General features: G+C 60.9%; 14 protein-coding genes. 8 read left to right on the plus strand and 6 right to left on the minus strand.

Translation table 11 applies throughout. The features are described 5' to 3' along the window. Positions 1–144: 144 nt before the first annotated feature. Together RE432_RS01980 and RE432_RS01985 are read left to right on the plus strand one after the other, a co-directional pair. Positions 145–1,119: a tripartite tricarboxylate transporter substrate binding protein gene (locus RE432_RS01980; RefSeq protein WP_310931542.1), complete on the plus strand. Its 975-nt coding sequence runs from the start codon at positions 145–147 to the stop codon at positions 1,117–1,119. Between the two features lie 16 nt (positions 1,120–1,135). Then, on the plus strand, positions 1,136–2,245 hold the full coding sequence (locus RE432_RS01985) for an enolase C-terminal domain-like protein (protein WP_310931543.1): 1,110 nt from the start codon (positions 1,136–1,138) through the stop codon (positions 2,243–2,245). A 72-nt stretch (positions 2,246–2,317) separates the two neighbouring features. Here RE432_RS01985 and RE432_RS01990 read toward each other — a convergent pair whose 3' ends face one another. After that, a complete protein-coding gene (locus tag RE432_RS01990) occupies positions 2,318–3,106 on the minus strand; it encodes a FadR/GntR family transcriptional regulator (RefSeq protein ID WP_310932995.1) in 789 nt (262 codons plus the stop codon). A gap of 181 nt (positions 3,107–3,287) precedes the next feature. Here RE432_RS01990 and RE432_RS01995 point away from each other — a divergent pair, with 181 nt between their 5' ends. The 6 genes from RE432_RS01995 to RE432_RS02020 all read left to right on the plus strand — a co-directional run bounded on the left by RE432_RS01995 (position 3,288) and on the right by RE432_RS02020 (position 9,941). After that, complete coding sequence (locus RE432_RS01995; protein ID WP_310931544.1) at positions 3,288–4,295, plus strand: D-glycerate dehydrogenase; 1,008 nt, start codon at positions 3,288–3,290, stop codon at positions 4,293–4,295. Continuing rightward, positions 4,292–5,752: an NAD-dependent succinate-semialdehyde dehydrogenase gene (locus RE432_RS02000; protein WP_310931545.1), complete on the plus strand. Its 1,461-nt coding sequence runs from the start codon at positions 4,292–4,294 to the stop codon at positions 5,750–5,752. The genes RE432_RS01995 and RE432_RS02000 overlap by 4 nt, the downstream gene beginning before the upstream one ends. A gap of 32 nt (positions 5,753–5,784) precedes the next feature. Further along, the gene (locus RE432_RS02005) at positions 5,785–6,696 is read left to right on the plus strand and encodes an NAD(P)-dependent oxidoreductase (RefSeq protein ID WP_310931546.1); all 912 of its coding nucleotides are present in this window, start codon (positions 5,785–5,787) and stop codon (positions 6,694–6,696) included. A 13-nt stretch (positions 6,697–6,709) separates the two neighbouring features. Continuing rightward, positions 6,710–7,780 carry a tartrate dehydrogenase gene (locus RE432_RS02010; RefSeq protein WP_310931547.1) on the plus strand — a complete coding sequence of 357 codons (1,071 nt, stop codon included), beginning with the start codon at positions 6,710–6,712 and terminating at the stop codon, positions 7,778–7,780. A gap of 41 nt (positions 7,781–7,821) precedes the next feature. After that, positions 7,822–8,820, plus strand: a complete 999-nt coding sequence (locus RE432_RS02015; protein WP_310931548.1) for a hydroxyacid dehydrogenase — start codon at positions 7,822–7,824, stop codon at positions 8,818–8,820. 134 nt (positions 8,821–8,954) lie between these two features. Further along, on the plus strand, positions 8,955–9,941 hold the full coding sequence (locus RE432_RS02020; RefSeq protein ID WP_310931549.1) for a tripartite tricarboxylate transporter substrate binding protein: 987 nt from the start codon (positions 8,955–8,957) through the stop codon (positions 9,939–9,941). 53 nt (positions 9,942–9,994) lie between these two features. Here the strand turns inward: RE432_RS02020 and RE432_RS02025 are convergent, their stop codons facing one another. From RE432_RS02025 to RE432_RS02045, 5 genes are read right to left on the minus strand one after another with little or no spacing between them, the layout of a single operon-like run. Next, positions 9,995–11,290: an FAD-binding oxidoreductase gene (locus RE432_RS02025; protein ID WP_310931550.1), complete on the minus strand. Its 1,296-nt coding sequence runs from the start codon at positions 11,288–11,290 to the stop codon at positions 9,995–9,997. Further along, complete coding sequence (locus RE432_RS02030) at positions 11,287–13,056, minus strand: gamma-glutamyltransferase (RefSeq protein WP_310931551.1); 1,770 nt, start codon at positions 13,054–13,056, stop codon at positions 11,287–11,289. Before RE432_RS02030 ends, RE432_RS02025 begins: the two co-directional genes overlap by 4 nt. Positions 13,057–13,108: 52 nt before the next feature. Beyond that, positions 13,109–13,765: a helix-turn-helix domain-containing protein gene (locus tag RE432_RS02035; protein ID WP_310931552.1), complete on the minus strand. Its 657-nt coding sequence runs from the start codon at positions 13,763–13,765 to the stop codon at positions 13,109–13,111. A gap of 19 nt (positions 13,766–13,784) precedes the next feature. Further along, the gene (locus RE432_RS02040) at positions 13,785–15,092 is read right to left on the minus strand and encodes a TRAP transporter large permease subunit (RefSeq protein ID WP_310931553.1); all 1,308 of its coding nucleotides are present in this window, start codon (positions 15,090–15,092) and stop codon (positions 13,785–13,787) included. 33 nt (positions 15,093–15,125) lie between these two features. Then, positions 15,126–15,653 carry a TRAP transporter small permease gene (locus RE432_RS02045; RefSeq protein ID WP_310931554.1) on the minus strand — a complete coding sequence of 176 codons (528 nt, stop codon included), beginning with the start codon at positions 15,651–15,653 and terminating at the stop codon, positions 15,126–15,128. Positions 15,654–15,657 lie beyond the last annotated feature (4 nt).

Genomic DNA, 15,657 nt, shown 5'->3' on the forward strand with positions numbered 1-15,657 from the left:
AAAAAAGTGGACTTCTCCTGCACGCCTCTTTACACTGCGCAGTCATTACATGATTTTGTCATATGAATTTATAGTATCATTTGGCGAAATTTATTCGGCGCAAGCCTTGGTACTTGAACTGCCATCCATAAAAAAAGGAGACTCATGTTAGTTACGCTCACTCGCCGTTTTGCCGCCGCCTGCTCGATGGCGGTTCTGACCGCCACGGCTGCGGCGCAGGCCTATCCTGAACGGCCGGTCAGGGTCGTCGTACCCTTTCCCGCCGGGGCCGCCACGGACAACATGGCGCGCGTCCTCGCCGCCCGGCTCCAAGCGTCCCTGGGACAGCCTTTCGTGGTGGAGAATCGCGCCGGCGCCAGCGGGATTATTGGCGCGGAATATGTCTCCAAGGCAGCCCCCGATGGGTATACCCTGCTTTACACCGCATCCGGCCCGATTGCGACCAGCCTGAAGCTATACGACTCGATACGATACGATGCGCTGCACGACTTCAAGCCCATCTCGCTGGTGATTGCGAACACCGTTGTCATTGCCACCCGCTCGGACGCCCCCTTTGATAACCTTGAGCAGTTGCTTGCCCGCGCCAAGTCTCCGTCGGAGACCCTCAGCTTTGGCTATGGACCGCCCGGAGGCCTGCCGCACTTGCTCATGGCCACGCTGCAACGCCGCGCCGATACCCACTTGACTTTCGTGCCGTACAAAGGGGGCGCGCCTGTCGTCATCGACCTGCTCGGCGGTACCCTGGATATGTCCTCCGGCAACCTGACTGAATATCTGGAGCATATCCGCGCCGGCAAGGTGAAACCCATCGCGCTGGGCTCTCCGGTGCGTTCGGCCCTGCTGCCTGACACCCCCACGCTCACGGAACTCGGCTATCCCGACATGGTTGCGGAAACCTGGAGCGCGCTTCTGGCTCCCGCGGGCACCCCGCCGGAGGTGATCGCACTGCTGAACAAAGAGATCGCAAAGATCCAGCAGGACCCCGAATTTGTCGACAGCGTCGCAAAACAGGCCGCTGTCGTAAAGCCCAGCTCGCCCGAAGAGGCGCAAGCATTCATTCAGAATGAAGCCGAGAAATGGGGTAAGGTTGTGGTCGAAAATGGCATCAAGGCCAATTGATCCGGAGGCATGCTTCATGAAAATCACCGACGTCAGCCTGACCCTTTTTTCCTGGGACGGCATCACCGCCACAAGCTATGGCAAGCACACCGGCAGCTTTGGCGGCGAAAGCAAACTGGGTTTGCTGGAGATCTTGACCGATGAAGGCGTGGCGGGGCATGCCTTCCTGGGTTCGGCACGCAATCCGGCCGACATGGACGGCCCCGGCCTCATTCACTTTCTAAAGCCCGCGCTGCTTGGGCGGAACCCGCTCGATCGGGAAGCCTTGAACAAATCGCTCTGGCAACGTTCAAGAAACGCAAGCATCCGCTCCATAGGCGCGGTGGATATCGCCCTATGGGATATTGCCGGGAAGGTTGCCGGACTGCCCATCCACCGCCTGATCGGTTCGTTCCGCGACCGCATCCCCGCCTACGCCAGCTCGGCCGTACTGCCGGATCATGCCTCTTACGCAGAGCAGGCGCTGTCATTCCAAGCAAGGAACTGGGCCGCCTACAAGATCCATCCTCCGCAGAATTGGCAGGAAGACATCCGGTTGTGCGAAACCGTTCGCAAAGCGGTGGGCGACGATTACAAGCTGATGCTGGACTCGACCTGGGGCTACGACTATCCGCAGGCGCTGCGGGTGGGCAGGGCCATACAGGAAATGAATTACTACTGGTACGAAGACCCCTTGGCGGAGTGGGATATCTACAACTACCAGAAGCTCAAGCAGCAGCTTCACATCCCCATTATGGCAACGGAATACCCCATCGCCGGCCTGGATACCTATGTGGCGTGGCTGACTGAAAAAGCAACGGATTACCTGCGTGGCGACGTGGCGGTGAAAGGCGGGATCACGACAATACTGAAGGCCGCTCACCTTGCAGAAGCATTCGGGATGAACTTCGAGATTCATCACGGCGGCAATTCGCTGAATAACGTAGCCAATCTGCATGTCACCATGGCGATTCGCAACACGGAATTCTTCGAAGTTCTTTTGCCCGACGAAGCCCAGAAGTACGGGCTTGCAGAAGACATCGCCGTCAACGGCGAAGGCATGGTGCTCGCGCCCACAGGGCCGGGTCTGGGCGCGAACATAGACTTCGATCTTATTTCCAGGAAGAAGCTGGCAATACTGGCTTGATCGCGAACCGATGGCAATGCGGCCCGACGCCTAGCGGCCCGGTCGGCCGCATTGCCCCCGATCGCACGATGTCTACTTCCCTTTCCTTAGCTCGGACGCCAACCGGGTGCGCGCCAATCTGCCCGCAGCCGCGCTGCTGGCGCCTTGCCAGTATTCGGGATCGACATTCTGGATACGCTTGGACGTACTCAGCATGTGATGGAACGCCGCAGCCCTTGCGGCATCGATGTCCTGGCGTTCGATCGCGGCCCGGATTGCCTCGTGTTCGTTGCGTACGTCTTCGGCAAGCCGGGCCTGGCGCGCTTCGTTCCCGCGCGTTACCCGTATGGCATCCTTCAGGGCGCGCGTCAACATACCGAGCAGTTCCGGGTAATGCGGATTGCCGGTGGCCCGTGCAATAGCAATATGAAAAGCCAGGTCTTCTTCGACGCCATCGCCATCCATCTGGACGGCATGGTCTATTTCAGCAAGCGCCCGATTAATGCGCAGCATGTCCTGCGCGCTGCGCCGCTCTGCGGCCAAAGCCGCCATTTCCCCTTCCAGGCCCCGGCGCAATTCAATGATGCGCAAAACACCGCGGGCCGGGTCTTCGTCAGGCCGGCCAAGCCGGAACGCATCGCTGGAGGCCGGGTCCAGTACCACGGTGCCGCTGCCCTGGCGGGTTTCCACAAGGCCTGCGGACTTGAGGCGTGAAATCACTTCCCGCACGACGGTGCGGCTGACACCGTATTCTTCTGTCATGAACTTTTCGGTGGGCAGCCGCGCATTCACGGGATAGGCGCCGCTGCGGATCTCGCGAGCCAGCATGTCGGTGAGCCGATCGGAGAGCGTTCTTTCATTGCTTTGCTTGTTTTCTTGCATCACTCAACGGTCGCCTTTCATCCTTACTTACCGGTTGGAAGCTGAAGCCGGCCTTTGGCCGCTTGCCCAAGGGACGTGCCGCTGGGAATAAGATGAATACTATCAGCTTAAAAAATTCTTGACAAATTCGTCATATAAATTAATAGTACCAAAAACCGATGACATGGAGAATATGCAGGAGATGACAAGTCCGACGAAACCCAGGGCATACCTGTGCCGCCGGTTCACCGACAGCGTGGAAGCCGCCATGCGGACACGCTATGCGCTGCACGTGAATGAGCAGGACAGCATTCTGTCGCCTCAGGAAATCGTCCATACCGCGCAGGGCGCGCAGGTGCTGTTTGCCAGCGCCACCGAGCAGATCAATAAAGAAGTTCTGCGCCGGCTGTCGCCCACTTTGCGCTACGTGGCTACGCTCTCGGTGGGATACGACCACATCGACCTAGCCGAGGCTCAAGCACTGGGCATCGGCGTGCTGCACACGCCCGACGTGTTAAGCGATGCGTGCGCCGAGATAGCCATGATGCTGATGCTCAATGCATGCCGCCGCGGCTACGAAGCGGACCGCCTGGTGCGCAGCGGCGACTGGACGGGATGGAGCCCGACCCAATTGCTGGGGACCGGCCTGAAAGGAAAGCGTGCCGTCATATTCGGCATGGGCCGCATCGGGCGGGAAATCGCCACCCGCGCGCAAGCGTTCGGCATGGAAATCCATTACCACAACCGGCGCCCCCTGCCGCCAGCGCAGGCAGCCAACGCCATTTACCATGCCAACCTGGACGATGCGCTGCGCCTTGCCGACGTACTCGTCATCGCCGTGCCCGGATCGCCGCAATTGAAAGGCGTCATCAATGCCGAGCGCATCGCGCTTATGCCGCCGCAAGCCGTGCTGGTGAATATATCCCGCGGCGAGCTGGTGGACGACGAGGCCTTGATCGGCGCGCTGTCGGCGGGCCGCCTGTTTGCCGCCGGCCTGGACGTATTCGCCAATGAACCCCATGTCGACCCACGCTACCGCAAGCTCGACAATGTATTTCTTTCGCCGCACATCGGCAGCGCCACCAAGGAAACCCGCGACGCCATGGGCTGGCTGCTGATCAATGGGCTGGATGCCCTTTTCCAAGGCGGCACACCGAACAATCTGCTTCATCCTCCCCATCCCGCACACACTCGAGAGACTGCCCAATGAATTTGACAAGACCTTCCTTATTCCGCCAGCAATGCTATATAGACGGCGCATGGACCGACGCGTCCAATGGACAAACCATAGAAGTCACCAATCCCGCGGACCAGTCCGCATTGGGTACTGTGCCCTCCCTTACCCAGCAGGATGTGCGCCGGGCCATCGAGTCGGCGAACCGCGCGCTGCCCGCCTGGCGCGCGATGGCCGCCAAACAGCGCGCGCAGCTGATACGCCGCTGGTACGACTTGTGCATGGCGCATCAAGAAGACCTGGCCAGGCTGCTTACCCTTGAACAGGGGAAGCCGCTTAAAGAATCCCGTGGCGAAATCGCCTATGGCGCATCATTCCTGGAATGGTTCGCAGAAGAGGCGAAGCGAGTATATGGCGACGTCATTCCGGCAGCCACCTCCGACCGCCGCATCATCGTCATCAAACAACCGGTGGGCGTGGTCGCCGCCATCACGCCGTGGAATTTTCCGAATGCGATGATCACGCGCAAGGCGGGCGCCGCGCTGGCGGCCGGCTGCACCATTGTCATCAAGCCTGCCACCGCCACGCCTTACTCCGCCCTGGCGCTGGCCGAACTGGCTCAAGAAGCGGGCATTCCGCCCGGCGTGCTCAACGTGGTCACCGGGAAGTCAGGCACCGTGGGCGAAGAACTGACCAGCAACGCGCTCGTGCGCAAGCTCTCGTTCACCGGCTCAACCAGCGTGGGCAAGTATCTGATGCAGCAATGCGCCGCAACCATGAAGAAAGTATCGATGGAACTGGGCGGCAATGCGCCGTTCATTGTCTTCGACGACGCCGATCTCGACCTGGCCGTGGCGGGCGCCATGGCCTCCAAATTCCGAAACGCCGGCCAGACATGTGTGTGCGCAAACCGCATATTCGTCCAGGAAGGCGTCTACGACGCCTTTGCCGAGCGCCTTAAACAGGCGGTTTTGGCCTTGCAAGTGGGCAATGGCCTGGAAGAAGACGTCGACCTTGGCCCGCTCATCGATCAGGCGGCGATTGACAAGGTGCAGGAGCATATAGAAGACGCCCTCTCTGGCGGGGCAAGCGCCCTGATCGGCGGCCGCGCGCATGAATCGGGCGGCCTGTTCTATGAGCCCTCCATTCTTGTGAATGTCTCGCGCCAGGCAAAGCTCATGCATGAAGAAACATTCGGCCCCGTGGCCCCGCTGATACGATTCAGTACCGAGCAAGAAGTGATCGGCCTTGCCAACGACACCCCATTCGGGCTCGCCGCCTACTTCTACACGTCGGACTACAGCCGCGCCTGGCGCGTCGCAGAAGCCCTTGAAACCGGCATCGTAGGGCTGAACGAAGGCATTATTTCGACTGAGCTGGCGCCCTTCGGCGGCGTCAAGGAATCCGGCATCGGCCGCGAAGGGTCCAAATATGGCGTCGATGATTACGTCGAGATCAAATATATCTGCGCGGGCGGGCTTGGCGCCCCATAAACAGCACACACCTTATTCCAGGAGCAACATTCATGACAGAACAAAAGCCGCATATCGGCCTGATCGGCACCGGTCTGATGGGGTCCGGCATCGCCGCCAGCCTACTGCGTAACGGCTTTCCCCTGACGCTACTCGACCACCCGGGGAATCAGCCTTTGGACACGCTGCTCGCCGCTGGCGCGAAGACCAGCCAGCGGGCGGCCGATCTGGCCGGGGCAACCGATATACTCATCCTCTGCGTAACAGGCTCGCCCCAGGTGGAAGAGATCCTCTTCCAGAAGGGCGGCGTGCTGGAAGGCCTGAAGCCGGGCAGCACGGTCATTGACTGCTCGACCGCTATACCGTCGTCCACCCTCAAAATCGCCCAGGCCGTCCACGATGCGGGCGGACGCTTCCTGGACGCACCCATGACGCGTACCCCGAAAGAAGCCGCCGAGGGCCGCCTGAACTTGATCGTCGGCGGCGACCGCCAGGTGTTCGAGGAGTGCCTGCCCGTCCTCCAGAGCTATGCCGAGAACATCGCTTACGCCGGCGGCGTGGGCGCCGGCCATCAGATGAAGCTGCTGCACAATTATGTGTCGCTGGGCTTCTCGGCCGTGCTGGCCGAAGCGGCGGCCTGCGCCCGCCAGACCGGCACCGATCCGCAAACATTCTGCGACATCCTGGCCGCGGGGGGCGGAGGCGGCGTTGTATTGAACCGTCTGCGCCCCTACATCGAATCGGAAGATCCCTCGGGCTTCCGCTTTTCCATGGCCAATGCACTGAAGGACATGGGCTATTACTGCACCATGGCCCAGGAACAGGGCGCCCACGGCGCGCTCGCCCTGGCAATCAAGGGCCTGTATGCGGAAGCCGCGCAGGCCGGGCTTGAACAATCCCCCGTGCCGGCATTGATCGGCCACCTTGCCGCCACGCCCGCTTCCGCGGCCGCCCTCAGCAAATAACCACAAGATCGGCATGTCCAACAACACCTATACCATTTCAGTCATTCCGGGCGACGGCATCGGCAAAGAAGTCGTTCCGGCGGGGCTAAGCGTACTGAACGCCGTCAGCCAACTGCACGGCTTCACCTTAAAGTACAAGCACTATGACTGGAGCTGCGAAACCTATAAAGCCACCGGAAAAATGATGCCGGACGATGGCATTGACCGGCTGCGCGACAGTGATGCTGTCTTTCTGGGCGCAGTCGGGTTTCCCGGCGTTCCAGACCACATTTCCCTGTGGAACCTGCTTATTCCCATACGCCGCGAGTTCGACCAATACGTCAACCTGCGTCCTGTAAGACTGCTTCCCGGCGTGCCTTGCCCCCTGGCCAATGCGCATGAACGAAAGATCAGCTTCTGGATTGTCCGCGAGAACACGGAAGGCGAGTACTCCCAGGTCGGCGGCCGCATGTTCGCGGGCACGGAACACGAATTCGTTACCCAGGAAGCGATTTTTACGCGCCGGGGCACCGACCGGATTCTGCGCTACGCTTTTGAACTGGCCAAGGGCCTGGGGCTCGATCACGTTACCTCGGCCACCAAATCCAACGGCATTTATCATTCAATGCCTTTCTGGGATGAGCGTTTTGCCGCCATGGCCGCCCACTACCCCGCCATCGTCACCGACCAGTACCACATCGACATCCTGGCGGCACGCTTCGTCATGTCGCCAGAGCGCTTCGATGTGGTGGTCGGCTCCAACCTGTTCGGCGACATCTTGTCGGACCTTGGCCCCGGCGTGACGGGAACCATTGCGGTCGCTCCCAGCGCAAACATCAATCCGGAACGCAAGCATCCCTCGATGTTCGAACCCGTTCATGGCTCGGCGCCCGACATCGCGGGGCAAGGCATCGCCAACCCCATCGGGCAAATCTGGTCAGCCGCCATGATGCTTGATCACCTGGGCGAGAACGCAGCCGCGGCAACCGTCATGCGCGCCATCGAACAGGCGCTGTCGGCACCGGATCGGCAGGTCACCCCCGACCTGGGCGGCAACGCAAGCACCGATGCCTTTACCAGGCAGATCCTGGGCTATGTGAAATAGCCGTCCTGAACCCTTCACACATCAAGGCCGTTGACCCCACCATGAAGCAACCCGACACACAGCCCAAAGTCGTGCTGACCGATCCCATACACCCCAAGGCGCATGACATGCTGGCCCATGCCGCAACGGTGACCACCCTGGATCCCGGCCTGGATGCGGCCGAAGCGGCCCGGGTCCTGCGCCTTGAAATCCAGGACGCGCACGGGCTCATCGTGAGGCGGCAGTTGCCCGCCGACCTGCTCGAAGGCCCCAACACATTGCGCGGCGTGGTGCGCCACGGCGTTGGCCTGGACTTCATCCCGGTGGACAGCGCGACACGGCAAGGCCTGCCCGTTGCCAACACCCCGGCGGTCAATGCCAATGCGGTCGCCGAATACGCCGTCACTGCCATGCTGGAAAGCGCGCGCCGCTTCAGGTTCTTTGACGACCAGTTGCGCCAGGGCAACTGGCATGTGCGTAAAACCGCGCCCGCCATGACCTTCGAACTGCGCGGGCGGACGATAGGCATCGTGGGGTTCGGCGCTATCGGCCACCGCATTGCGCAAATCGCCGCGGGGGGCTTTGGCATGCGCGTCGCGGCCTGCACGCGCAATCCTGCTCGCCTGCCGGAAGGCATTATCGCCATGGAGCTGGAGGCCTTGTTTGAATCCAGCGACTTCGTTGTGCTGGCCTGCCCCCTGACCGAGCAGACACGCGGCCTGATCAACCGCGGCATTCTGTCGCGCGCCAAGCCCGGCCTGGTCCTCATCAATGTGTCCCGAGGCCCGGTGATCAATGAAACAGACCTGATCGATGCGCTGGAAAGCGGGCAGATCGGCGGCGCGGCGCTGGATGTATTCGCTACCCAGCCCTTGCCCATGGACAGCCGGCTTCGCAACCATCCGCGGGTTGCGCTCACCCCCCACCTGGCCGGCACCACGCAGGATGCAGAGCTTGCCATGGGCCTGATGGCCGTAGAAGCCCAACTGGCGCTCCTGCGCGGCGAGCGGCCGGACAATGTCGTCAATCGCGAATGCTACAACAACCAGGAGACCCAGTGAGCATCACCCGCATCACCGCCATTCCCCTGTCCTATCGGCTTCCCGAAGGCAAGACACCCGGCGGTCAATAGGCCGGGATATATCGTGAAATGCTAAATCAATAACACACGGCCCCCAGGGCCAAGGAGACAACCATGAACATCAGAAAAATGACCTTGCTGCTTGGCGGATTAAGCCTGTCATTGGCGTCGCTCAGTGCGCCTGCGGCCAATACAGCGGAATCCTATCCCGACAAGCCCGTTCGCATCGTCGTTCCCTATACGCCAGGCGGATTCAATGACACCCTTGCCAGAACGGCAAGCGAGTATCTGACCAAAGCGTGGGATCAATCTGTCGTGGTCGAGAACAAGCCGGGCGGCAACACCCTGATCGGCAACACGGCAGTCGCCCAATCCAAGCCCGATGGCTATACCTTGCTGATCACGCCGCTGCCCTTCTCCGCTTTGCCCGGGCTTTATCGAGACAAAATGCCTTATGACGCGCTCAAGGACTTTGAACCCGTCATCTGGGCAGGCAGCACGCAGAATATTCTTACCGTACGGGCCGACTCCAAGTTCAAGAGCGTCAAAGCACTCATCGACTACGCCAAGGCCCATCCGGGCGAGATCAACTATGGCTCAACAGGCTCCGGCTCATCGAATCATCTTTCCATGGAGCTGTTCCTGGAACTGACCGGGACCAAGATGACCCACATTCCGTACAAGGGCAGCGCACCGGCGGTCACCGCGCTGCTTGCCGGCGACATCGACGTCTTGTTCGACAATCTGCCCAATGTCTATCCCAACATCACGGCGGGCAAGCTTAACGCACTGGCATCCACGGGCATTAAACGCGCCGCGCTGTTGCCCGACGTTCCTACCGTGGTGGAAGCCGGCGTACCCGGCTATGAAGTGTCTGTCTGGTTTGGTATGCAGGCGCCGGCCGGCACGCCCGCCGATGTGATCGAAAAGGTGAACGCCGGCATGGTAAAGATGCTGCATGAAAAAGACGTGATCGAACGATTCGGCAAACAAGGCGTGGAAGTGGTCGCCAGCTCTCCCGCCGAGTTCAAGGCCCTGGTCAATGCGGAAGTCAAGAAATGGACCGGCGTCATCGATCGCGCGGGCATAAAGATCGAATAGTCATCGCGCCGACGCGGCTTGACCGTGTCGGCGCACCCTTGCCCCGCCGCCTGTTAGGATAGGGCATCGAGCAGACGGTACCACGCCACCCCCGCGGCCATGTAAAAACGCTGAAGATGATGGAAAGGAATAGGTTTGATGGCTGTGACGGGATACGGCAAAGGAACCGTCGGATCGCCTGCGATATGCTCGGCCATCACTTTTCCCATTGTCGTCGCCATGGCGATACCGCGGCCGTTGTAGCCAAGGGCAATATGCAGGCCGGGGGCCGGCTGATGGACATGCGGCATGAAGTCGGCCGTTACCGCTACCCGGCCTGCCCACCGATATTCATAAGCAATGCCTTTCAACTGCGGAAACAGCAGTTCCAGGGCGCGCTCGATATGCGCCCACTCCGACGTTCCCTGCGGATTGGAAAACGGGCCTCTTCCACCCAGCACTAAACGCCCCTGCGCGTCCCGGCGAAAGTACACCAGCAATCTGCGCGAGTCGGAGCTGACCTCGCGGCCGGGAAGAATTGCAGCGCCCTGCTCGTCGGACAGCGGCGGCGTCGCCACTAAAAAACTGTTCGCCGCCAGCACGGTCTGGCGCAGGCTCGGCCACAATCCGTCGGTATAGCCATTGGTGGCAATCAGCACCTGCGATGCCGTCACCGTCGCGCCATGTCCAGCGGCCACCTGCCAGCCTTCGGAAACCTTGCTGATCCGCGTGGCGCGGCTTTGGCCATAAATCTGAACGCCCAACCCCTGAGCCGCGCGGGCCAGTCCGCGCGCATAGCTAAGCGGCTGCACGCTGCCAGCGCGAGAATCAATCCAGCCGCCCATGAAACCGCCTGTGCCAATGCGCTGCGCGACGGCTGATTGATCGAGTAACTGGACTGGCGCGCCACGACGCGCCCACTGACTGGCGCGCCGCTCCATCACCCGCATCATGTTCTGCGAGTGGGCAGTCTGTATCCAGCCCTTGCGCACCGCATCGCACGATATCTGATATTTATCGATCAGATCAAAAACCGTATCGGCGGCGGCCCCGGATAAGCGTATCAGCGCTTCGCCCCACTTCGCGCCGAAGCGGGACACCAGCTCGTCCGGGTCGTACTTGAGGCCAGGAATGACTTGCCCGCCATTGCGGCCCGACGCCCCCCAGCCAGGCTGTTCGGCATCCAGCACAATCACGTCAACGCCCTTTTCGGCCAAATGCAGCGCCATTGACAAGCCCGTGTACCCTGCTCCGATAATCACGACGCTGGTGTGAGCACTTTCCTGAATGGGCGGCGTCAACGGCGCCGGCGTCGCCGTCGCATGCCACAATGATGGAGGGAAGGGCCGTTCCGAGTAGTTCTGATTCACTTGATACCTCTTGCATAACCACGGCTAAAAGGATCGACTGCGGCATGCCCAGCCTGACCATCGTGCAAAGCCATCACGGGCCTGGCCAGCTCATAGCCATAACCCTGGTGCTGTTCGCCGACAAGCGCCACAGGCCCGTATGCCTCTTGCAGGCCGGCCACAACCCCGGCCAGCCGTTCAGAGGCAAGCAAGGCCGTGCCGCTGGCATCTATCCGCGGCGCCTGCAAGGCAAGGTCCGGCGCCATGTCGCGCTCCACAAGATTTAAGACCACTTGCACCACGGCATTGATAATGCGGCGGCCTCCGGGTGCGCCAATCGCCGCCAGCGTCCGGCCGCCGCGCGTCAGCAGCAGAGGCCCCATATTGGCCAAGGGGCGTTTTCCAGGCGCAATGCTGTTGGCCGCCCCTTCACGTGCATTGAACCAGCCCATGGCTGCGTCAAATAACAGACCCGTCCGTTCACAGACCACTTTTGCGCCACAGTGATTGGCCGCCGTGTGCGTGATCGATACCGCCATGCCCTGCCCATCCACCACCGACACATGCGTGGTCCCCGCAGGCGGGGCGGTGCCGCCATCGGGTGACCATGCAGGGGAAGGCGCCGCGCCCGGCTCATGCGCCCAGGGATCATGAGCCGCGTGGCGGGCAAAGTAATTCCAGGGCGTCTCGGCCCCAACGCTACGCGGAGGCGGATGTCCGGCACGGATAAGCGCCGCGATCTCGCGCGCGTAGCTATCGGACAACAGCCCTGCTTCCGGAACCGGCACGGCTTCGGCGTCAGCCAGCCAGTGGTAGCGGTCGGCAAAGGCATGCCAACTTGCCTGGGCCAGGTGATCCAGACGCTCTGCGCTGTCTTCCAGAGGAGGGGAGTCGGGATACAAAGCCTGCCAGATATTAAGCATCTGCAGCTCTGTAATGGCCCCCGACGGCGCCCAAGGGGCCCAGACCTCATAGCCCCTGAAACACAAACGGCGCGGCGTGGCCACGCATGGCTGGACGGCCTGCAGATCATTGCGCGTCAACAGCCCGCCCAGCTCGCGATGAGTTTGCAGGAAAGCATCGCCGAGCTCTCCCTGATAAAAAGCTTGGACTCCCTGGGCGGCAATCTGTTCCAGGCTGCGCCCCAACGCGGGCTGACGTATCAGATCCGGCTGGCCAAGGGTTGCGCTGCCCAGGTGCGCGCTGGCGGGCGGCAGGTCGTCGCGCAGGAACAGCGCCCGCGCCCCAGCGTCGGCCCGTAAAATATGTATGTGTTCCAGCGCTTCAAGCGCAAAGTAGGCATCTGCCGGAAACCCATCATGGGCCGCTCTGATGGCAGGCGCCAGCACCGTCGACAGGGGTAAGCACCCAAACCGGGCATGGCCGACAGCCAGGCCGGCCAGGGTTCCCGGTACACCGGCGGCCTTGGCGCCCTGGACATTTTCATCCCCGACCACCATCGAAATACCCAAGCCACGGTCGATATCCCGGTTACTGTCGATCTTGAACATGTCGGGTCGCGCGGCCAGTGGCGCTCTGGGGCCGAACTCGACACTGTGCGTCTGGCCGTCCGGCAGGCCGACCAGCATGAAACCCGAGCCGGCAAGCGTCGTTTCCATCGGTTCGATCACACCGGCCACGAACGCCGCAGCCACGGCGGCATCCACGGCGTTGCCGCCTTGCTCAAGCATGGCCTCGGCCGCCGCCGCGCTCAATTCACGCGCTGCCGCGATGGCGCCCCGCCCGCCCTGAACCCCCGTCCGACTGATCACCTGCCGAGATTGCATACCCACTCCCCAAGGCCGATCGGGCCACCCTTCTCAAAACATGCCACATCAATCAATACAGCGCAGGCGTAACCGCCCAAATCACTTCGCAATCAGCATCGCCTACCGCCCAGAAGCGATACTGCGCATTGGCTTTGAACGCGAAGGAATCGTGCTGGTTAATGATGTGCTCCTGGCCATTTATCTCGAGCCCCAGACAACCTGCGAGCACGGTGCCGCACTTGGCGCCGGTGGGGTGCTGAGCCGGACTGTCGCCCGACTTGCCCCCCGAATGAATGACAAAGCGCATGAGCTGAATGTCCGATATGGAGTCCGGCGACAGAATCTCTTTGATCATCCCGCCCGAGCCAAGATCCATGCGCCGCCGCTGCGCCAGCCGCACCACGGAGGGTTCAGGAATGGGTAAGGAGTGATCCCTATCGAACAACCAAGCCATGGGCATTTCCAACGCCTGGCAGACCTGGCTGAGCGAACGCAATGAAGGCGTGGAAACGCCTCGCTCGATCTGGCTCAGAAGACCTATGGACAGGCCCGCCTTCTCTGCCAGCGCTTTCAGCGAGAGCCGCTTTACCTTGCGGCGCTGCCGCAGCTTCTGCGCGATTCCTTGGGACCACGCCACCGAGGCAGCCGCATCTTGACGGGGCGTGGCCTCTTTGGCGCTCGAGGTATCAGAGGCGAGCGGCCCGCGAAAAAGATTATGGTCAGACAAAGCTAGACTCCCCCTTCATTCAATCCATCATCCCCGGCAGCACCAGCGAGATCCACGGAAACGCAACCAATAGCGCCAGCGTAACAAGATCCGTTACCACAAACCAGCCAACACCGCGAAAGATCGTCGTCAGGCTGACCAGATTGCCCAGCGCGCTTTTGGTGACATACACATTCAGCCCTACCGGCGGCGTAACCAAGCCCAGTTCAAGCAACTTGACAAGTATGATGCCGAACCAGATCAAGTCCATGCCTGATTCCCGCGCCAGAGGCAGAACAATGGGCAAGGTCAGCAACAGCAGGCCAATGGAATCCAGGAAGCAGCCCAGGATCAGATACAGTATGGACACCGCAAGAATGACGGCCAACTGGCTGCTGCCCAAGCTCATGAACCAGTCGGTAATGAATACCGGAACGCCGCTCAGCACCATGAAACGGCCCAGCAGCACCGTACCAATCACGACCATGAATATACCGGCGGTGCCCGTCAGCGTGAGGGTGACCGATTGATACAGGTTTCTCCATGTCAGCGAACGCCGTACCATCGCCAATACAATAGACATGGCGGCGCCCACGGCCCCCGCTTCAGTGGGCGTGAACACGCCGACGAAAATACCCACCAGCACGCCGATGATCAGCACCGGCAATGGCCAGACATTCTTCAGCGCGGCCATTTTGGCTTCACGGCTGAACGTTTCCTGAATAGGCGGCGCGAGCGACGGTTTGAGCTTGACCCGAATCATGATCATGCCCGCGAACATCAAGGCCGAGAGCAGACCAGGTAAAAAGCCCGCCATAAAGACCTTGGCAATGGAAACCTCGGCCACATAACCGTACAGAATCATCAGGATACTGGGCGGTATCAGCGACCCCAGCGTTCCGGCCGACGCTACGACGCCGCTGGCCAAGCCGGGGTCATAGCGATAACGCAACATTTCGGGCGTGGCGATCCGGGCAAAGGCCGCCGATACCGCCACGCTTGAACCCGAAGCAGCCGATAGCAAGCCGCAAGCGCCCACGCTGGCCACCGCCAACCCCCCCGGCAGCCGCGACAGAAAAATGCGCGCCGCCTCGAACAAGCCTTTAGACAAGCCGGTAGACCCGGCCACATAGCCCATCAGGAGAAACATCGGGATGGCAGTCAGGTTCCAGTCACCGACAAAGTTAAACGGCACGGCCGTGACCATCCCCCACGCTGCGTTGGCGTTGAGTATGGCCGCAATACCCAGGAACGATACCGACCCCAATGCCACACCAATGGGCACCCGAAGCCCCACCAGCACCAAGCCCGCCGCCAAGCCGACAAAACCAATCGTTATATTATCCATGCAACTTTCCTGTGATGAACCCAATAGGCCGCATCAAATACCCTCGGCTTCGGGGCTTTCCGGAGAGGGATCAAAATCGGGATCTGTAAGCGCCTTCCAGATATGCAGCAGCAGGACCAGAACAATCGCAAAGAAGCCAAAAGGCAGCGAGAACTTCGAGGGCCAGACCTCAATGTAAATTGAGCCCATGATCACTTCTCTGATCTGGTATGAGCTGATCGCGTCTTGCAGGGTCTGCCAGGCCAGTACCCCAAAGAAGCAGCAGGAAACCAGGCACCCAAATATATAGATGCCGCGCTGCAGCCTGGGGGACAGCAAGCGTACAAACAAGTCTGCATTGATGTGCTCATGGCGAAGCTCAACATAGGCCAGCGGCAAGAACACCGCCAACACCATGTGATAGGCGGAGATCACCTCGAGATTACCTTCGATGGGCGCGCCCATGAAGTTATTGAGCATAACGTCGACAACCGTCTGAGTCATCATCAGCAACAGACTGATCCCCGCGATGAAGGTCAGCACATGCACAAACCCACGGATGATTTTTTCTATTGGATGCATAGAC

The organism is Pusillimonas sp. SM2304 (assembly GCF_031628915.1).
Classification (GTDB): domain Bacteria; phylum Pseudomonadota; class Gammaproteobacteria; order Burkholderiales; family Burkholderiaceae_B; genus Pusillimonas_C.